At 39.6% G+C, this 18,417-nt stretch carries 13 protein-coding genes; 2 read left to right on the plus strand and 11 right to left on the minus strand.

The annotated features are described in order from the left end of the window. Positions 1–73: 73 nt before the first annotated feature. The 4 genes from BUF13_RS00830 to BUF13_RS00845 all read right to left on the minus strand — a co-directional run bounded on the left by BUF13_RS00830 (position 74) and on the right by BUF13_RS00845 (position 7,869). Entirely contained in the window at positions 74–1,744 is a 1,671-nt protein-coding gene (locus BUF13_RS00830) for a RagB/SusD family nutrient uptake outer membrane protein (RefSeq protein WP_073569859.1), read from the minus strand. Between the two features lie 6 nt (positions 1,745–1,750). Further along, positions 1,751–4,768: a SusC/RagA family TonB-linked outer membrane protein gene (locus BUF13_RS00835; protein ID WP_073569860.1), complete on the minus strand. Its 3,018-nt coding sequence runs from the start codon at positions 4,766–4,768 to the stop codon at positions 1,751–1,753. A 347-nt stretch (positions 4,769–5,115) separates the two neighbouring features. Beyond that, entirely contained in the window at positions 5,116–6,465 is a 1,350-nt protein-coding gene (locus BUF13_RS00840; RefSeq protein ID WP_073569861.1) for a Gfo/Idh/MocA family protein, read from the minus strand. Positions 6,466–6,477: 12 nt separating this feature from the next. Next, positions 6,478–7,869 carry a 3-keto-disaccharide hydrolase gene (locus BUF13_RS00845; protein ID WP_073569862.1) on the minus strand — a complete coding sequence of 464 codons (1,392 nt, stop codon included), beginning with the start codon at positions 7,867–7,869 and terminating at the stop codon, positions 6,478–6,480. Positions 7,870–8,034: 165 nt separating this feature from the next. On the opposite strand from BUF13_RS00845, the gene BUF13_RS00850 reads away from it, so the two are divergent. Further along, positions 8,035–9,198: a THUMP domain-containing class I SAM-dependent RNA methyltransferase gene (locus BUF13_RS00850; RefSeq protein ID WP_073569863.1), complete on the plus strand. Its 1,164-nt coding sequence runs from the start codon at positions 8,035–8,037 to the stop codon at positions 9,196–9,198. Between the two features lie 102 nt (positions 9,199–9,300). On the opposite strand, the gene BUF13_RS00855 is transcribed toward BUF13_RS00850, so the two are convergent. From BUF13_RS00855 to BUF13_RS00870, 4 genes are all read right to left on the minus strand, one after another. Beyond that, positions 9,301–10,812, minus strand: coding sequence for a DUF4301 family protein (locus BUF13_RS00855; RefSeq protein WP_073569864.1), 1,512 nt, complete (start codon positions 10,810–10,812; stop codon positions 9,301–9,303). A 99-nt stretch (positions 10,813–10,911) separates the two neighbouring features. Beyond that, positions 10,912–11,664, minus strand: coding sequence for a LytR/AlgR family response regulator transcription factor (locus BUF13_RS00860; protein WP_073569865.1), 753 nt, complete (start codon positions 11,662–11,664; stop codon positions 10,912–10,914). Continuing rightward, on the minus strand, positions 11,661–13,487 hold the full coding sequence (locus BUF13_RS00865) for a sensor histidine kinase (RefSeq protein ID WP_073569866.1): 1,827 nt from the start codon (positions 13,485–13,487) through the stop codon (positions 11,661–11,663). Before BUF13_RS00865 ends, BUF13_RS00860 begins: the two co-directional genes overlap by 4 nt. Continuing rightward, the gene (locus tag BUF13_RS00870; RefSeq protein WP_073569867.1) at positions 13,487–14,722 is read right to left on the minus strand and encodes a histidine kinase; all 1,236 of its coding nucleotides are present in this window, start codon (positions 14,720–14,722) and stop codon (positions 13,487–13,489) included. Before BUF13_RS00870 ends, BUF13_RS00865 begins: the two co-directional genes overlap by 1 nt. Positions 14,723–15,012: 290 nt before the next feature. Here BUF13_RS00870 and BUF13_RS00875 point away from each other — a divergent pair, with 290 nt between their 5' ends. Continuing rightward, positions 15,013–16,038, plus strand: a complete 1,026-nt coding sequence (locus BUF13_RS00875; protein WP_073569868.1) for a hypothetical protein — start codon at positions 15,013–15,015, stop codon at positions 16,036–16,038. Between the two features lie 2 nt (positions 16,039–16,040). Here the strand turns inward: BUF13_RS00875 and BUF13_RS00880 are convergent, their stop codons facing one another. Genes BUF13_RS00880 through pxpA form a run of 3 tightly spaced genes read right to left on the minus strand, consistent with a single transcriptional unit; the run spans position 16,041 to position 18,318 of the window. Continuing rightward, positions 16,041–16,913, minus strand: coding sequence for a 5-oxoprolinase subunit C family protein (locus BUF13_RS00880; RefSeq protein ID WP_073569869.1), 873 nt, complete (start codon positions 16,911–16,913; stop codon positions 16,041–16,043). Then, the gene (locus BUF13_RS00885; protein WP_073569870.1) at positions 16,910–17,608 is read right to left on the minus strand and encodes a 5-oxoprolinase subunit B family protein; all 699 of its coding nucleotides are present in this window, start codon (positions 17,606–17,608) and stop codon (positions 16,910–16,912) included. Before BUF13_RS00885 ends, BUF13_RS00880 begins: the two co-directional genes overlap by 4 nt. After that, a complete protein-coding gene (gene pxpA / locus BUF13_RS00890; protein ID WP_073569871.1) occupies positions 17,596–18,318 on the minus strand; it encodes a 5-oxoprolinase subunit PxpA in 723 nt (240 codons plus the stop codon). The genes BUF13_RS00885 and pxpA overlap by 13 nt, the downstream gene beginning before the upstream one ends. Positions 18,319–18,417 lie beyond the last annotated feature (99 nt).

An 18,417-nucleotide genomic window follows, 5' to 3' on the forward strand; every position in this document is an offset into this window, starting at 1 on the left:
TTGTAAAAAGAGATAAAAAAATAGCTGCCTCGAATATCAAGGCAGCTAATCAAATTAATAACCCAATAAATTATTAATAACCTGGGTTTTGAGGGAATGCGCTGGCATTGCCCTCAGCTCTATCTATTTGGTTCTGTGGAATAGGTCTCAAGACGTGGAAGTCTTGGATATTTGGAGCTCCTTGAGGATTGTAAGCTTTTACTCTCTCCACCAAAATTCCCCATCTCTTCAGATCCAGCCATCTGGTTTGCTCACCGATCAATTCACGGGCTCTTTCTTCTGTGATAAATTCAAAAGTCAAATCGCCTTCAGAAATTTCCATATCGGTTTCTTTTCCTTCGAAAGCTGCTCTTTTTCTGACCATGTTGATGTTTTCAGTAGCTAGAGCAGTTTTTCCTTGGCGGAATTGAGCCTCAGCCAAAAGCAGATAGGTATCAGCCAATCTAAAGGCGATATAATCTCTACCTCCTGCAAATTGAGTTCTATCAGCTCTTCCTGGGTCCATATGCTTTTTCAAGGCAGGGAAAAGACGCTCAGTATACAATTCAGGAGTTAAAACCTGATAAGGATATTTCGCTCTTTCAGCCTCAGACATGTTATATCCTGGAAGCCACATCGTGGTATCTCCTTGCGCAAAAGTCACAGTCTCTTTTGACTTGTCAAAAGTGGTATTGTAGGTGCCAGGCTTGTTGGAAAGGAAGTTGTCACGATATGACTTTTTGTATCTGGAATCATTAACACGATCTGCGAAGATCACATCAAGAGTATAATCGGTAGGTTTGTATCTCTTGAATGGTCTACCATTTTCTGTATCTCTTTGCATTCCTGGTTGTACATCATATTCCATTAGGAAAAACACGTGAGCATTGTTCCCACCGCCATTCGTCAATGGATCTCTGGTATATTGTACTGACCAGATGACCTCATTATTGATCTCATTGCCGAAGGCATGAACATCCCCGAAGTCCGGAAGCAATTCAAACCCATAATTTGATATTACATTTTGCAATAGCGGCTCGGCATTTGCAAAATCAGATGATTCTGCAGCTTCAGAGGTTCCTTTTGTTAAATAAACTCTACCCAAAAGGTGCTCAGCAGCTGGTCTCGTGGCTCTTCCATAATCTGAAGATTGTGTTTTAGCTTCCAAATTTGGGATAGCCTCTTGTAAGTCTTGGATAATGGCTGCATAGATAGAAGCTACAGATGCCCGAGTCACTTCTTTGGTTGGTATGACCGTTTCTGCTAATTGCAAATCCACACCTCCAAAAAGCTGGACAAGAATGAAATAATGATGAGCGCGAATAAATTTAGCCTCAGCTATTCTCTGAAGTAAAACTTCTTCACTAACCCCAGTTACATTTACAGATCGGTCGATTACAGCATTACAGGTGTTGATTCCTCGATATAATTCATCCCATACCTCACGAGCATGCCCATTTTGGGAATCAAACTGATTGGTGTAAGTATTCATGAATTTCCAGGAACCATCAGCACCATTTGTATAGATGTCTGTCCCAAAAATAGTGAAGTTGTTGCCTCGCTCTGTTCCATACCATGCGCGCATGGTGCTGTAGGCCGCATTGATACCATCATTAAGTCCCTTTGGGGTATTTAGATAATCATTTCCGATTTGAGAAATTACATCTTCTTCTAAAAAACCATTACAGGAAACTGCTGCTGTAAATCCTATTGCTAGGGCTGTAGTTTTAGCCCATGTGTTCATTTTTATTGCTAAATTTTTCATCTCTCTTTAGAATTTTGCATTGATACCAAATGTGAAAGAAGTTACCGCAGGTGCCACATTGGCATTGACTGAACCAGCAGCTACTCCTTGTTCTCCATCCATAAAGACCTCAGGATCTATTCCTTTGTACTTGGATCTATATTCTGCGAAAATGAAAGGCTGTTGGATACTTGTATACAATCTCAAGCTGGTTAAGCCGATCTTCTTAGCTGCTTCAGGGTTAAGATTGTATCCGAAATTGATGTTTCTCACTTTGATAAATGAGCCGTCGAAATATTGCATGGAGCTAGCATACTTTGCACTTTCCTGGTTCACGTTTGGTCTAGGGAACTCATTCGTCGGATTGTCTGGAGTCCAGTAATCCACATCCAAGTTGTTATATCGTCCTGCCAAAGTGTTGTTGCCAGTATGGAATTGGGATCTGATCATAAATCCGAATCTGCCATACAGGAAGAAAGAAAGGTCAAAACCTTTGTAGGTGAATCTATTGGTCATACCCAAAGCAAACTTTGGAACAACAGATCCTAGGAATTGTCTGTCATCAGCATTGATTTTGCCATCTCCATTGATGTCTTCAACCTTGATCTCTCCTGGCTTATCTCCAAATGAAGTAGCTAAATCAGATTCAGACAATTGCCAAATACCAATCTTGTTCCAGTCGTAAAAGATGGTCAAAGGTTGCCCAATGAATCTTCCAGCAGAAATATCATCTCCATTTGGTAGGGAAATGATTTCCTCTCTGTTTCTATTGAAAATGAAGTCAGTAGACCACATAAAATCACCTTTTTCAATGTTCAAAGTGGAAAGTGTCAACTCAATACCTCTGTTTTGAGTTTCACCGATGTTTGTGGTAAATCCTCCAAAACCGATTGAATTAGGTAGAGGCTGAGGCGCCAAAAGGTCTGAGGTGTTGGTAATATAGTATTCCAATGAACCGAAGATTCTGCTATTGAAAATAGCAAAGTCCAAACCTGCATTAAATGTAGATGAAGTTTCCCATCTCAAATCTGGGTTACCAATTGTATTTGGTCTATATCCATAAGCAGGAGAGTTATCAAATGCATAGGAAGTTCTTCCCAATAATGCCTGGGTCTGATACGGTGTAATCGCTTGGTTACCAATTGAACCATAGGATACTCTCAATTTCAATTGATCAAATACTTTTGAAGACTGCATGAAATCTTCAGAGTGGATATTCCAACCCAATGCAACAGAAGGGAAGTAACCAAATCGGTTGTTTTCACCGAATCGGGAGCTACCATCAGCTCTCAAAGTAGCCGTCAAAAGGTATTTGTTTTTGTAATCATAGTTCAATCTCCCCATGAATGACATCAATGCCCATTCAGTCAATAAAGTATTGGCTCCAGTAATTTGTGAAGCATCTCCTAACCGATGGAAAAGCTGGGATTCAGCAGGAATGCCCAAAACACTGATAGTAGATTGTTCAAATCGGTCCTTTTGTATGGATTGAAGGGCTGTTAAGTTGAAGTTGTGAACCTCATTGACCGTCTTATTATAGGTCAAAATGTTCTCCAAAGTATAATTAAAAGTAAATTCATCATTTACGCTTCCCGTTGCATCTCCACCACGTCTCGAGTTGGTAAGAGAGCCTGTAAAGCGTCCATTTCTACTTATGGTGATATCTGGTCCAAATACAAAACGGTAATTTAGGCCTTTGGCAATTTCCCAATTTGCATAGATACTATTGAAAATTCTGTAGTTTTTGGTCAAATCCTCTTGAGCACCCGGCACAATTTCCGCAAATGGATTTGTTCGCAAACCATCAGAAGTAGGAAGGAAAATAAGATTGCCTTCATCATCATATGGTTTTCCTAATGGGTTTTCTGCCAAAGCTCCTCCAAGTGGATTAAAATTCTCTCCGTTTCTTTCACTGAAAGAAACTAAGGTGGAGGTTCCAAATTTGATTTTCTTATTGATCTGATGATCAATATTAGCTCGGAAGGTATAGCGGGTATAATCCTGGTTGATGATTACACCTTTGTCATTAAAGTAGTTGGCTGAAACGAAGAAAGTGGTTTTCTCTGATCCACCACTTACACCGATTTGATGACTTTGGATTGCGCCATTTCTAAGAAGGCCACCAACATAATCTGTACTTCTACCCAATGCAATTCCTTCTAATTCAACAGGCTCAAATAAAGACTCATCTGCAGCTTGTGTTGCTGGACCATCAGGATATTCACCACTTGCTCTCCTGGACTCTCTTTTGTATTCAGCAAATTCAGCACCGTTAAATACATCAATTGTACCGAGCTTTTTATTCACACCAAAATAGGAATCAAGTGATACTATAGTTTTTCCTTTTGTTCCTCGTTTAGTAGTGATCAAAACCACACCATTGGAGCCCCTGGAACCATAAATGGCCGTTGCTGAGGCATCTTTTAGTACTTCCATGGAAGTGATATCCTGAGGGTTGATGTCGTTCAATCCACCTACAATTGGAATTCCATCTACTACATAAAGTGGTTCGTTGGAAGCGTTGAATGATCTACGTCCTCTGATCCTTACCTGAGGAGCAGAACCCGGCTTCGAACCAGGCTGGGTTACGTCAACACCGGCAGCTCGACCTTGAAGGGCTTGTCTGGCATCTGTAATTGGCAGTTCCTGAATTTCTTTGGAACCAACTGATGAAATAGCCCCTGTCAATTGGCTTTTCTTTGCAGTACCATAACCAACTACAATGACTTCTTCCAGATCTGCTAAATCTGGACTCATAGTCACATTTATTTGGCTTTGGTTACCAATCGTTATTTCTGTTGGGTTGTATCCAATGAATGAGAAAACCAAAACTCCTGTAGAAGGAGCGGAGATGGCGAATTCACCATCTAGATCAGTAGTGGTACCTCGTGTAGTACCTTTTAATAAAATGGTAACACCGGGTAAAGGAGAACCATCTTCATCGAAGACTACCCCCCGGATTTGTTGATCTTGTGCATAGGTATTTGTAATACCCAAGACAAAGATCAGCGCCACCATCCAATAGGTGTAAAGTTTTGTACGCATAAATTTTAGGTTTTTGTTAATAGATAGATAATAAAGTGTATAAACACTTGTTTAAGTGTGGTTAAACAAAGTGAAATACAAACAAAAAATTAGGCAGATTAAAATATCTTAACAATACCTTATTATAAGTTTGTTACGGAATCGATTGCGTTTAAATTCCTGTTAATCAGAAAGGTAAAAACTTGGTAATTTTTCTGTGGAAAAATTGCTTAAAGTGAAAAAAAGGTGTGGAAAAATTATCTAAAATATATTCTATATAAGGAAAACGATTTCGGAAAAAATAAAGGAACTAAAAAAGGTCAAATTATATAATTTGACCTTTTGCAATTTTCTATATATAAACTACATTACATTTTTGGTGGCTCCCAGCCTTTTTCATATTCTCTACTCCATAGAGCTTGGGCTTTTTTAGAGTTGGTGATATGACCATTGGATGGATCACAGATCAATTGCTCTTGAGATCTGTAAGAAATATTTGCCAAATGGCACAGTAGTGTACTCACTGCACCCTCCTCAATATTTGAGTTCTGCTTTTCTTTTCCTCGTACTGCATTGAAGAAGTTTTGAACGTGTGTGGTACTCATGTCACCTCCACCGCCAAGAGCTGTTCCAGCCTCATTACTGGCTGAAGAACTGTCTTTGACCAACTTGCCACTTCTATCAAATTGCTTATAACCTCCTCTGTTTACAAATACGCTTCCTTCAGATCCATAAATGATGGTTCCTCTGTCGGCACCATATGTATTGTAACCGTTTCGGCTTTTTCCATCCCAGACGATTGTAGATCCGTTGGCGAATTTGAATTGAGCTTCCATGGTATCATACATCGTCCATCCATCATCTACGAAATGGTATTTTCCCGCATCTACATTGACGTGGCTAGGGTAATCTACCTGCAGTGCCCAGCGGGCTACATCTAGCTCGTGTGTTGCGTTGTTTCCTGTTTCGGCAGTTCCATAATCCCAACCGTACCAGTGCCAGTTGTAATCCCAAGTGTCATGCTGATAGGCTTTTCTTGGAGCTGGCCCCTGAAAGAGATCCCAGTTCAATCCGCTCGGTGGAGCAGCAGGAGTAGGGTTTATCACTCTTCCTCTTTGATTAGAGTAAAAAGCTAATGCTTTGTAAGGCTTTCCAATAGCTCCATTATGAATAGCAGAAATGATTTCACGACTTTCCGGCGAAGATCTCTGCTGGTTTCCCATTTGGACTACTTTATCATATTTCTTTTGAAATGCGATCAAAAGCTCACCTTCTTTTGGATTATGGGAGCAGGGTTTCTCAACGTAAACGTGTTTCCCTCTTTCCAATGCTAACCAGGTCCCTGGGGCATGCCAGTGATCAGGAGTTGCATTGATCAATACATCTAGGTCGGAGTCTTCCAAAACTTTCATGATATCACCTTCCAATTTGGGCTGATAGGAGATATGTTTTGAGAAGTTTGCAGCAGCTTTGGTCATCTGACTATCCATGACATCGCATAGATAAAGTAAGTTGACATTGCTTGATTCAGCTGCTATGGGTTGATAATAGGCTCCCAATCTTCTACCCAATCCTGCTATCGCAACATTGAGACGATCATTGGCTCCCAGAATTCTTCCATAAGATTTCGCTGAAAATCCTACTGCTCCTAATGCAGAGAGTCCTAGTGTCGCAGCACTACTTTTTTTGATAAACTCTCTTCTGTTTTGTTTACTCATGGATTTTGGGTCTTATTTCAATTCTTTAATCTTAATGTTTTTGAAGCTTACTTCATCGCCATGATCCTGTAACAGGATTCGACCTTTTTCTGCCTCACCAAAGTTGTCCCATTTCTTATACTTGCTGATTGCTACCAGATCTTTGTACTCTTGGGAACCTCTTACATATTCCACTACTTTGACACCATTTAAATAGTGCTCTACTTTGTTGTCAGGATATACTACCACTCTGCCTTTGTTCCATTCGCCAATTGGTTTGATGAAACGAGACTGCTTGTCAGCCTTGATTAGATCATACAAAGAGGAAAGCGTTCTGTTTCCTTCTATCCCCATTTTTGCATCTGGATGCTTTTCATCATCTAGGATTTGATATTCCAAACCGATGGCAGAACCTGAGTTTCCTTCAGAAAGTGTTACAAAATATTTCAAACCACTATTGGCTCCTTCAGTCAATTTAAATTCAAAAGCAAGGTCAAAAGCTGAATATTCGTCTGTTGTTACGATATCACCTGCATTGGTAGATTCACTTCCGTCAGTTGCAGCAATAGTCAAAATACCATCTGTGATTGACCAACCATGATCAGGGAAAGATTCTTTGTAAGCACCGATCCATCCATCAGAGTTCTGTCCATTGAAAAGCAATTTCCAGCCCTTGGATTTCTCGTATTCTGTTAATTCATTCAATCTGTTATTAACTACGAAAATGTCCTTGCTGAAAGGCATAGGATCCAAGTTTTCTGTTTTGACTTTCACATTTTTGAAGTAGGTCTTGTTGCCAGCGTCTTCTGGGTTTCTGATTCCATGGACCTGCAAACCGATAAAACCAGTTGCGTCCATATCATCTACTACGTAGGCGACTTCTACACCATTGATCCAAGTTTTGATTTCATCCCCAATAGCCTCGATTCGGTAATGGTTGAATTCTCCCATTTTAAAAGCTGATTTAGCCTCTGGATTCAGGTCCAAAGGATAAAGCCATCCTCTTCTAGCTTCGTCATACAATCCACCAGACCAAGCTCTTTCACTTGGGTCCGCTTCGATTTGATAACCAAAAACTCTTCCTTGACCATCATTGGCATTGGGATCAAATTGACCACGAGCCATCACACCTGAATTGGAGCTTAGATTTTCAATTTTTAGATCCAACTCTACAATGTAATCGCCGAAAGTTTCTTCTGTAACAAGGAAGGTATTTGGGGTGTTTGCAACAGCTCTTCCCACTATAACTCCATCTTCTACATCAAAAGTTGCCTCTCCTCCAAGTGGCTTCCATCCGGTCAAATCTTTTCCGTTAAATAAATCTCTCCAACCATCATCAGAGGTGGTCTCTTTTTGTGGAGAGGAACAGGCAGATGCCCATATTGCTAAAGCGCCAAAAAGGCCTAAAATCGTTTTGTATTTCATTATTTAGGGTATTTGTAACAATCTAAATTGACCATTTCGGTGGTTTCGAGCAAGTCGATTTATAGGTAAGTTACGCAATCGATTGCGACTTATAGGACTGTTTTTTACCAATGGAGGATTGAATTTTCATTGAATTCCTTTGGTTTGAAATTCCTACTTTTGTGCATGCTTGATTTTAATGAAAGAAGAAAGGTCTTTGTTACCTGCAAGGATAGATCTGTTTCCTATTTGGAAAAGGAGATAAGAGAGTTAGGCTTTGTGCCTGAGTCAGTCCAAAGAACTGGAGTAGAGCTGATCGCTTCTATGGAGGATTGCATGGATTTAAATTTACATTTGAGAACTGCCTCCCATGTTTTGTTTGAAATCAAGTCATTCTATTTGCGTCATGCAGATGATATCTATAGAAGGGTGAAAGCTATTTCTTGGGAGGATTACCTGGATGTGGATGGCTATTTTTCCATCAATTCTGTTGTAGACAATGAAACTGTGACTACGCCATTGATTGTCAATGTGAAAGTCAAAGATGCTATCGTAGATCGCTTCCGGGAGAAATTCGGCAGAAGACCTGATTCCGGTTCTGAGTTTCAAGGGGCTGTTTTCCAGATGTTCTGGAAAGGGACTCAAGCTACCTTATATATCAATACTTCTGGGGAAACTTTGGCGAAGCATGGCTACAGAAAAATTCCCGGAAAGGCTCCAATGATGGAAGATTTGGCAGCTGCGACTATTTATGCTACGGAATGGAATACCAGAGTACCCTTTATCAACCCAATGTGTGGTTCTGGGACTTTGGCCATTGAGGCGGCATTGATGGCTACAAAACGATTCCCTGGCTTATACCGGGATCATTATTCTTTCATGTCCATTTTGGGCTATGATGAAAATGCCTACCAGGCAAAAATTAAAAAGATCCAAAATAAGATCATGGAAGTACCTGAGGTGAAAATTATAGCCTCAGATATCTCTCTACAGGCGATTTCTTTTGCAAAAGAAAATGCGATCACCGCAGGTGTGGATCATATGATTGAGTTTCAGGTTTGTGATTTTGCCGATACTGAAATTCCAGAAAGACCGAGAGGAGTGATCATGTTTAATCCCGAATATGGGGAAAGGCTAGGGGAAGAGACCGAATTGGCTTTGACCTATAAAAGGATGGGTGATTTCATGAAGCAGCAATGTGCTGGTTATAGAGGATATATTTTTACCGGAAATATGGAGTTGGCAAAAAAAGTCGGCTTGAAGGCAAGTAGAAGGATCGAGTTTTGGAATGGAACGATTGATTGCCGTCTGCTCAAGTATGATTTATATGAAGGGAAAAGGGAAGAATAGACAAGATTCAATTTTCAATTCTCAAATCTGAAAATCATAAAAAAAGCTGAAATTGACTACTTGTCGATTTCAGCTTTTTCATTTTAGCTTTCTGACTTTCTTTTATTGGTGTTCGTCTCTCAAAAGATCATTTACAGTCTTCACTGGGTTGAAAGTGATTAAAGGAACCTCTACAAATAAGGTGTTCCATCCAGACATGGAGCCATTCCATAGACCTGGGAGTTCCAAAGCTTTTAAATCTCTACCACTTTTTGATTTTTCAGTGATAAAACCAGTTTTCATATCTCTGTATTCCAAAAGGTCAAAATCTTTGCCTTTGTAATCTTTGGTTCCACAAACCAAATCGACAGGATTGAAGTGCGTAGAGGCCATCATATGCTTTTTGGATTCAGGATCCTCCAAGTCGATTTGTGCTGTTTCTAAAATCTGAAGCGATTGACTTCCATCATCCTCCAAAATCCAGAAAGGTCCACCGCCTGGTTCACCGGTATTTTTTACCATTCCGCAAACTCTTATTGGTCTGTTTAGCTTTCCTTTCAAGAAATTAGCCTTCTCGACCATCGTTTTATCATCAAAACTTTCTGGTAATTTGGCACCTAGATCCTCTGTAAATACTTTTTGAGCTTGGTCTACTGTATCTTGAGAAAACTCTCTGTTTAATTCTTCCAAAGCGGCAAATACCTTAGCTTGAATTTCCAATAGAAGTCCGCCAATTGCCATTTTATACTTTTTGGTTTCTGGCTTGAGTCTGTCAGGAACAACATTGTCGATGTTTTTGATGAAAATCAGATCTGCTGAAATATCATTCAAGTTTTCCAATAAGGCTCCATGTCCCGCAGGTCTGAAAAGGATTGTTCCATCCTCTTCCAAGAATGGTTCATTTTCCATCGTAACGGCAATCGTATTGGTAGCTCTTTTTTGCTCGGAATATGTCACTTTGAATTTCAAGCCGGTCAAGGATTCCAATTGGGCAATAATGCCATTGACTTCTTCCTTAAACTTGATTTCATGCTCTGGAGAAACGGTGAAATGGATTTGAACAGTATTTCCATGTCCTACCGCATACTGCATGCCTTCTACCAAGTGCTCATAGGCAGGAGTTCTTCTTCCATCTGGATAAGAGTGGAATTTCAACAAACCTTTAGGTAGGTTTCCATAGCCCAATCCATCATCTAAAAGGAGAAAGGCAACTATTTCTTTGTAATCCTTTCTATCCAGGCAATCTGAAATACTGGTTCCTTTATTTTCTAAAACAGCATTCAGATCATCGTAGAAAGCGAATTTTTCGATTTTATCGATGAATTTCTGAACGAAAGCACTTTTGGACAAATCACCGTCTCCATCCAAGAAAGCAAACAAATCTTTGAACATTCGAGATGCGGCGCCAGAAGCTGGAACGAACTTGACAACGTCAATGGAGGCGGCATTCATGGGGTAGGTCTCCACAAAATGATTGAGCTCTTCCTCAGTCATCACTTTGATCCCGTCCACAGGTGTGGCAGGTGCTGTAATGGTCAAAAAAGGGAATCCGTTCTTAAAGTTGTTGATTTGTTCTTCAACAGGGCCTGGGCTCATGCCTTGGCCTATAATTTTTTCTTTTAACAGGGCATCCATTAGTGCTAGGGTTAATTCGTAAAAGACCTAAGTTAACAGGAGTATACCCTTGACTCAAAATTGAAGCCGCATTAATTTTAAAAAATTTGAGCGCCTAATCTAAATCCCCATTCTTTTTAAAAACTCTTCACGTCTGGAATTGGAAATACTTACTTGTTGATCTCCATTCATGACTATATAGCCACCCTCTGACTTGACGAATTTTTTGACTTCAGAAAGATTGATCAGATAACTATTGTGAACTCTCATGAAATTCATGTCCGAAAGCATGTTTTCATATTCCTTCAGGTTTTTACTCACCATCATTTTTCTGCCATCTGTCAAGAAAAAGTCTGTATAGGACCCGTTTGCTTCACAGTGGGAGATTTGATCTGTAGGTATGAATTCTATGCCCTCTGAAGTCGCCAAACATATCTTTTTCGCCTCTTTACTTCCTGAACCGAGATTGTTGAGTAGGTTTTCAAACAGGTTCTGTCTTGTCTCTTGCTCAGCTTGCTTCAAAGCCTTTTGTACCGCCATCACCAATTCATCAATGTCTATGGGTTTAAGCAAATAGTCAATGGAGCTGAATTTGATGGCCTTGATTGCATAATGTTCGAAAGCTGTAGTAAAGATCAGATGAAAATCCAGATGATTTACTTTTTGAAGTACGTCGAAACCAGTGCCTGTCTGGAGCTCAATATCCAAGAATACTAGTTGTGGCCTCAATTGGGTGATTTTTTGAATGCCTTCTTCCACATTCGTAGCCATATCCAAAAGCTCAACTTCTGGGCAAAATTCCTTCAAAAAACTCTTTAATGTCTCTCTGCTATGTACTTCGTCTTCTACTATTACAGCGGTGATGGATTTCATAGTTTGGGGATTTTGATTAGAACTTTGGTTCCTGGGTGACAATCTGAGAATTGAATCAATTCTTCCTGATCGATGGATTTATGAGCCATTTTCAATCGCTCTTCGGTGAGCATCAGGCCTCTAGATGGTCTTGAATTCGGACTTTTATTGGCTTTGGAAGCTGTTATTCCGATTCCATTATCCATCACTTCGCAATGGATAAATTGATCACATTCGTGAAAATGGATTTTCAATTTTTTATCTCCTTCTTTTTTGGGGAGCAAGCCATGCTTGATGGCATTTTCTACAAAAGGCTGAACGATCATCATTGGCACTTCCTCTTGATCCAGATTTGACTTAGCATCAATTTCGATTTCGTAGGAAAAAGCATGATCAAAGCGCAAGGATTCTAGATCTAGGTAGACTTTCAGCAATTCAATTTCTTTTTCCAAAGTGATATGTATGTCCAATGAATTTTCTAGCACCTGACGAACAAACTTGCTGAATTTGGACAAATACCGAAGTGCTGCCTTATTCTGTCCACTGCTGATTAAGTGTTGAATAGAGGCTAAACTGTTGAAAATGAAGTGCGGATTGATCTGGGCCCGGAGTGCACCGAGTTTGGTTTGATAGGCCTCGATTTCTGCTTTTTGTTTTTGAGAACTGATTGCTTTGATCTTGTAAGAAAGACCAAAGGAAAAGATGATACTTTCCACCGCAGAGCCGGCAACCATGTAGTCTAGATCAAGCAAAAACATCGTGCAAAGGGCTCCAGTAGTAAAAATGACTGTTCCTGAAATCACAAACCAAACTAGATTGTCTGGGTAATTTCTCCAGAGATAAATGACTGCGAATAAAGTGAATGTGGCCATAAAAATCCTCTCCACATTCATCAAATCAGCCTGAAGACGACTGTAGGGATTGATAATTACCAAAACAGCCATCAGGAGAGTGAATCCGCAAAGCCCGTAAGCAAGTCCTTTCACGATCCGATCAAACTTGGGCATCTTTTCCTTGAAATCCAGAAAGTGCCGGATAAACATCAAGTAGGTCAAATTGATGATGACTTGGGAAACGGTCGTCAACCAAAAAAAGAACTTCGAATATTGGTAGCCGAAAACGTGGGCTAGGGTTGGGCTGATTTGGGAATAATACATCAATTGGAACAGGATAAACAGACCGTAATAGATGTATTGCCGATCCTTCATATAGGAGAAGAGAATCAGGTTAAAAACCAACAGTACAAAGGCAACCCCCAAGAAAAAATAGGCCAGTACCTGGGATTTGAAACTGTTTCTACTGACTAACTTTGAAAAAGTAGCGTGAGCTTGCGGAGTGCTGCTATAGAACACTTTGTTGGTGAGATTGGGAGAAATCCGGATGTAATTAACCCGCATGAACAACTTACTGCCATGATATAGGTTTTGAACGGGAATAGGTACATAGTTCAAGCCAGAGAATTCAGAGCGTAAGAGTACATTTTCCTCAAAGCGATTTAAGGAAAGCGAATCAAAGTGGTCTTGATTCCAAACAAATAAACTTCCTTTTTCGATTCCCACAGGATAGAATATCAAACTGTCTAGATTCGGATGATTTTCTAAAAACTCAGAAAAGTCAATTTCAAACCAGTAATTGGTCTTTGCACGTGCAGAACCTAAATTTTCAGAGCCATGGAAAGTCCTCAAATCCGATAGATTTTGAATTTGTTTGATAGAAGCGGCTGTGTCTATAGCAAGGACCTTAGTTGGAATTGGAATTTTATAGTTGAGAGAAATGGACTGCGAGAAGGCAAGGTTTGAAAGCAAGAATCCAAGAAAAAGCATTAAAAAAATATTCTTTCTCATTACATCAAGTTAGGAAAAATCAATTCAACAACTTTCAAACAATGTCCATTTTCTGACTTTTCTTGCTTCACTTGGCTTTTGATCTGATAAGGACGTATTTCATTGATGAGTTTGACATAATCTTCCCAAGGGGTCAATTCTCTAAAATATTCTGATTTTGACTTGGATTCACATTCATTTTCAGGGATTTCTAATTGGACTTTAAAATGTACTTCGAACTCTTTGATAGAAAAGAGGGCTTTGATTCTCAGATTTCCCTGGCTTTGATTGATGTGTTCTTCAAGAAGGTTTTCAATTAAACTTTGAACTACCACAGCAGGAATTTTACTGTTTGGAAGAGCATCTACCCTGTGTTCTTCAATATCGTAAACAAATTTCTCCTCATATCTCAACTTTTGGAGCTGGAGGTACCAATCCAACATTTGTATTTCATCCCGTACCAAAACTGTCTCCTGATGGATCTGTCCAAGAAAATACCTTAAAAGCTTTCCAAAAATGCTCAGGAATCGGAGAGATTTCCGCTTGTCTTCCAATAAGATATAGTGTTGAATCGCATTCAAAGAATTGAATACAAAATGAGGGCTTAGCTGTGCGGAAATGGCCTCCATTTGCATTCTGTAGATTCTTTGCTGGACTTTCCATCGTTCGAATTGCTCTTTCTTGGCTTTTTGCTCTGCTCTCAATCGGGCTATCTGTCCGGCGTAGATGGAGGCAACGGCATGAAGTATACGAAGATGTTGGTCAGTGAAATAGCCCTCTTTGGAGTTTTCGCTATCTATGACACCAATTACTTTTCCCTCTAATAGGATAGGAACAGCTAATTCAGATAAACGAAACTCATCATCTTGAATATAATCCGGCTCAAGCCTGGTGTCATTGATGACTATGGGAAGGCCAGTTTGTGCGACTTTTCCGGTCACTCCGGATCCCAAAGGGATTTTCATTGCATTGATCAATTCTTTACCATCAGGACTTTTGGGCCCAATGGCTGCTTTTTGAACCAGAAACTCTCCAGATTCATCCATTAAATAGATTACTGCATCTTCAAAGTCCAGAATGGAAATACAGTTTTTGACCATATCCCACAGCAATTCCTCCTCAGAATCTATGGTCACCATAGACTTTGAAAAGTGAAGGAGGATTTCCTCTATTTCTGAAGCTTGAATGCTTTTCACGATACTCTTATTTAATCTCAATTCCATTAATGCTTCTGGCAAATTGCCTCTTTGAAGCATGTGAAAATTAGAGAATTAGTGATGTTTTTTATGTTTGATTTTGATGAATAGGGCTTTTCAATTGATGGATCGTGCTTTTCATTTGACGGATGAAATAGTCCTATTAAAAATCTGTAAATCAGTGATTTAAATTGATTTTTGCATCTATCAATTCAAATCCTTCATCCGTCAATTGGAATCTGTTTTCAATAAATTCTCCGAGGTAAAGAATTTCGATCCATCCTAAGTTTGAATCGTCCAACAGGGGAAATGCCCTAGAGATCGAAACCAAAAATAAATTTTATAAAATCATGAAAAAGTATCTTTTAATCTTAGGTGTAGGAGCGATGATTCTCCAAAGTTCATGTGACAGCATGGAAAACGAAGCGGTTGACCCACAAGTGCAAAGTGGAGAGCTTTCAATAGCAAATGCAAGAATGGCTGAAGTAGAAATGCTAGCTACCAATAAAATTGACAAGAATTATCAGTTGGCAGAATATGCCTATGAAGGTTTGGAAATATGTATTCCAAAGGAAAAAGCATTGATGAAACTTGAGAATACGAGAGACGAAGTCCAATTCATTGAGGATATGATCAAAAAGTCTATGTCAGTCTGGGATTCTACCTTGAAGAAAAGAGGGGAGTTTCTAAGCCCTCTATCTCAAAGAAATCATGATGAAATGGCTGGGGATGAGCATGAGATTGAATTTGATATTGCATCGTTCATCGATGACGAAACTGCCGCTATCGACTATTATTTGAGAATTCCTGACATCCCTGGGGAGTCAAGAGATGGAAGAGAACCAGGTTTTCATTTCTCGAGGATCATTGGTAACAGCTCTACTGCAAATGCTACTGAGCCTTGTGATAACATTTGGTGTGATAGTATTCCTCCAGTGAAAAAGCCTGAAACAGAGGAGACTGCAGCTTTACTTCTTGAATTGTCCTATCAAAGAGATCCAGCGCAAACTTCCAGATTGATTGAGCAATTGAAGGTAGGAACAGGAATGGAGCCAGTACAAGTAAGCTTGCTATTGCCAGCAGTACAAAGAGTAAGAGAGGCGGCAAGATTGGGCGTAAATGCTAGAGGCAAAGCTGATATTTTGATCGAAACTTTGGGAACCTATTACGGTGTGGACGTCGAAACACAAATGAATAAACTCCTTGCCTATGGTGGTGCAGGTTCACTTGCCGAGTTAGTTTCGGAGGAGTATGATGATGAAGGAGACATAGACTGGGCTACGATTCAATTGAACAGGAAAAAATTTGAAATGGAAATGTTATTTTTCTGGAAAGCGTTTTGGGAAACGTACCATGGTACCCCGACCTGGGAATAGGTCTAATTTTTAACCAAAAGGAACCGGAGCTTTTGCCCCGGTTTTTTTTGTGCCAAAATCCTGAGATCATCCTCCATTACTTGAAGAATTCGTGGATAGCCTCCTGTCACTTGGGCATCCTGCAGAAGGCACAGCAATTTCCCTCCTGATGTCAATTGAATAGTTCCCGGGAAAACAGGAGCAGAAGCAATACCTGGAATTTCATTTGAAATCAATTCCTCCAATTGAACAGCCATGCTGTTTTTCATAGGTGAAATATGGAAGGACTGGTTGAAAAGAGATTTTTGAATAGTTGGTGGAAGTTGATCCCATTCAGGTCCGGTAAAGACTCGGACTATCTCCTCAGAAAGATATTGGCTGTTCCACTTTACTTGAGAAAGCCTATTCAACAGCGGGATTTCCTGATTGGTAAAGTAGGGGACTTCATCTCCTTTTGCTATTTGAAAGGTTTTAGTGATTCCTTTTAATAGACTTCTAGATTTCAGGATTTGCTCTGACAGGAAACCATGCTTTATACCAATGTAAATAATTGACCCTGATTCAATATTTCCGATTTCAAGAATGTCTTCAAAGTTAATTTCCTGTAAACCAGTATTATTAATGAGTTTATTTTTAAGTATTACTTTAGATAAAGCTCCTGAGATTGAAATGAGAGTTGGAGCTAGAAATTGGATTTTAAATCCAGGTTGACTGATTTCTAGCTGGGCATCATTTTCTTTATTTTGAAGCAAATGATTGTTCCATTGGAACGCCTGCAAATCTGCTGGACCTGAAATAGGTACACCAAATTGTGCATAGCCTACTCTTCCAAGATCTCGAATGCTGGTTCCAGGTCCCGATGCTAGGATTTTTGCAAATGTCCAATCCTTAATCATACTACTTTGGGGAATTTGGGGTGAGCAGACATTCTTTCATATTCAGCCATTGAAATAGGAGTAAATCTGATTTGATCTCCTGGTTTAGCCCAAACAGGAGGATCACAATAGGGATTGAAAAAGGGTGTAGGAGTTTTACCAATGACATGCCAGCCACCAGGACTGTTTTGAGGGTAAATACCAGTTAGATTTCCTCCAATGGCAACAGAACCCGCATCTATCGACCGATCGGGTACAGACTTCCTAGGATGGGCCAAAAGAGGATTTAAGCCTGAGAGGTACATGAAACCCGGTAAAAACCCGTAGAAATTCAATTGGTAGTTACTTTCAGAGTGGAGGTTGATTATATCTTCTATGCTAAAAGATTTAGCTTTTGAATATGCATATAAATCTTTTCCTAAAATCTGATCATAACAAACGGGAATTTCCCAAAGATTGAAATCTAGTTGAATAGAATCTTCTTGAACCTGGTTCAAAAACATCGATAATTGTTCCATTTCCGGCTTTTTTTTCCAGACAATAGAAATGCTTTGATATCCGGCTCTGGTTTCAATGATATAGTTGCAGAACTCTTTTTGGATAGCTTTTTCGATCTGAATTCGCTTGAAAAGCAGCTCTCCAACCATTTGAGTGGGCCAGGAGATTTCAGTAAGGTTTGGTCCAATTTGTTTTATTTCAGGTTTCAGCTCCACCATTTCTTTCTGATTTGAGGTAGAACTGTCAATGCAGCAGGATTGTCTCCATGAAAGCAAATGGTTTCTGCCATGATAGGGATCAATTGACCATTTACCGCTCTGATTGACCGGTGTTCAAAAACCGCTTCTAATTGACCATTAACCTGCTCAAATGTATGATAAAGGCTATTTTCTTCAGATCTGGGTCTTAATTTCAGGTCATTCCCATAGGCTCTATCTCCAAATATTTCCCTTCTAATTTTTAATCCTTTTTCTTTGGCTGCCTTTTCTGTTTCTGATTGTGGAGGAACGAATAGACAGGTATTTGGATAAGCTGATGCAATAAAATCAACTAAGGCTTTTGCCAGATTAGGATTCTTAGCTGCATCATTGTATAGTGCTCCATGAAATTTGATATGATCCATTTCCATTCCCAATTCTTTTCGGATGGATTCAAAGAGCGCAATTTGCTGTTCAATTGACTCCAGCAGCTTTTCAACGGGAATATCCATACTGATCCGACCAAAATTTTCAACATCAGGATAAGAAGGATGAGCACCTACCTTCTTATTAGAATCTTGACAAGAAATAAGGGTTTTTCGAATGCTAGCTGCGTTTCCATAGTGACCACCACAAGCTACACTCGCAGCATCAATATAGGGGATGATTTGATCCTCCCATTCGACTCCTTCTCCTAGGTCACAATTGATTTTTATTCTGTTTTCAAGCATCGATGAAAATTAAAAAGATTTTGGCTTCAATGGAAATTACCTTATAAAAGCCGTTTTTAGCTTCGACTTTTTGGAATTCCAGCATTAGGATGGTTGAGT

Origin of the sequence: Algoriphagus zhangzhouensis (assembly GCF_900148515.1) — a bacterium.
Taxonomy (GTDB): Bacteria; Bacteroidota; Bacteroidia; order Cytophagales; family Cyclobacteriaceae; genus Algoriphagus; species Algoriphagus zhangzhouensis.

Coding starts and splice junctions, on each gene's coding strand:
- BUF13_RS00850 (WP_073569863.1), top strand. CDS start 8,035: ATGCTTGATTTTAATGAAAGAAGAAAGGTCTTTGTTACCTGCAAGGAT.
- BUF13_RS00855 (WP_073569864.1), bottom strand. CDS start 10,812: ATGGATGCCCTGTTAAAAGAAAAAATTATAGGCCAAGGCATGAGCCCA.
- BUF13_RS00870 (WP_073569867.1), bottom strand. CDS start 14,722: ATGCTTCAAAGAGGCAATTTGCCAGAAGCATTAATGGAATTGAGATTA.
- BUF13_RS00845 (WP_073569862.1), bottom strand. CDS start 7,869: ATGAAATACAAAACGATTTTAGGCCTTTTTGGCGCTTTAGCAATATGG.
- BUF13_RS00875 (WP_073569868.1), top strand. CDS start 15,013: ATGAAAAAGTATCTTTTAATCTTAGGTGTAGGAGCGATGATTCTCCAA.
- BUF13_RS00865 (WP_073569866.1), bottom strand. CDS start 13,487: ATGAGAAAGAATATTTTTTTAATGCTTTTTCTTGGATTCTTGCTTTCA.
- BUF13_RS00830 (WP_073569859.1), bottom strand. CDS start 1,744: ATGAAAAATTTAGCAATAAAAATGAACACATGGGCTAAAACTACAGCC.
- BUF13_RS00885 (WP_073569870.1), bottom strand. CDS start 17,608: ATGGTGGAGCTGAAACCTGAAATAAAACAAATTGGACCAAACCTTACT.
- pxpA (WP_073569871.1), bottom strand. CDS start 18,318: ATGCTTGAAAACAGAATAAAAATCAATTGTGACCTAGGAGAAGGAGTC.
- BUF13_RS00840 (WP_073569861.1), bottom strand. CDS start 6,465: ATGAGTAAACAAAACAGAAGAGAGTTTATCAAAAAAAGTAGTGCTGCG.
- BUF13_RS00835 (WP_073569860.1), bottom strand. CDS start 4,768: ATGCGTACAAAACTTTACACCTATTGGATGGTGGCGCTGATCTTTGTC.
- BUF13_RS00860 (WP_073569865.1), bottom strand. CDS start 11,664: ATGAAATCCATCACCGCTGTAATAGTAGAAGACGAAGTACATAGCAGA.
- BUF13_RS00880 (WP_073569869.1), bottom strand. CDS start 16,913: ATGATTAAGGATTGGACATTTGCAAAAATCCTAGCATCGGGACCTGGA.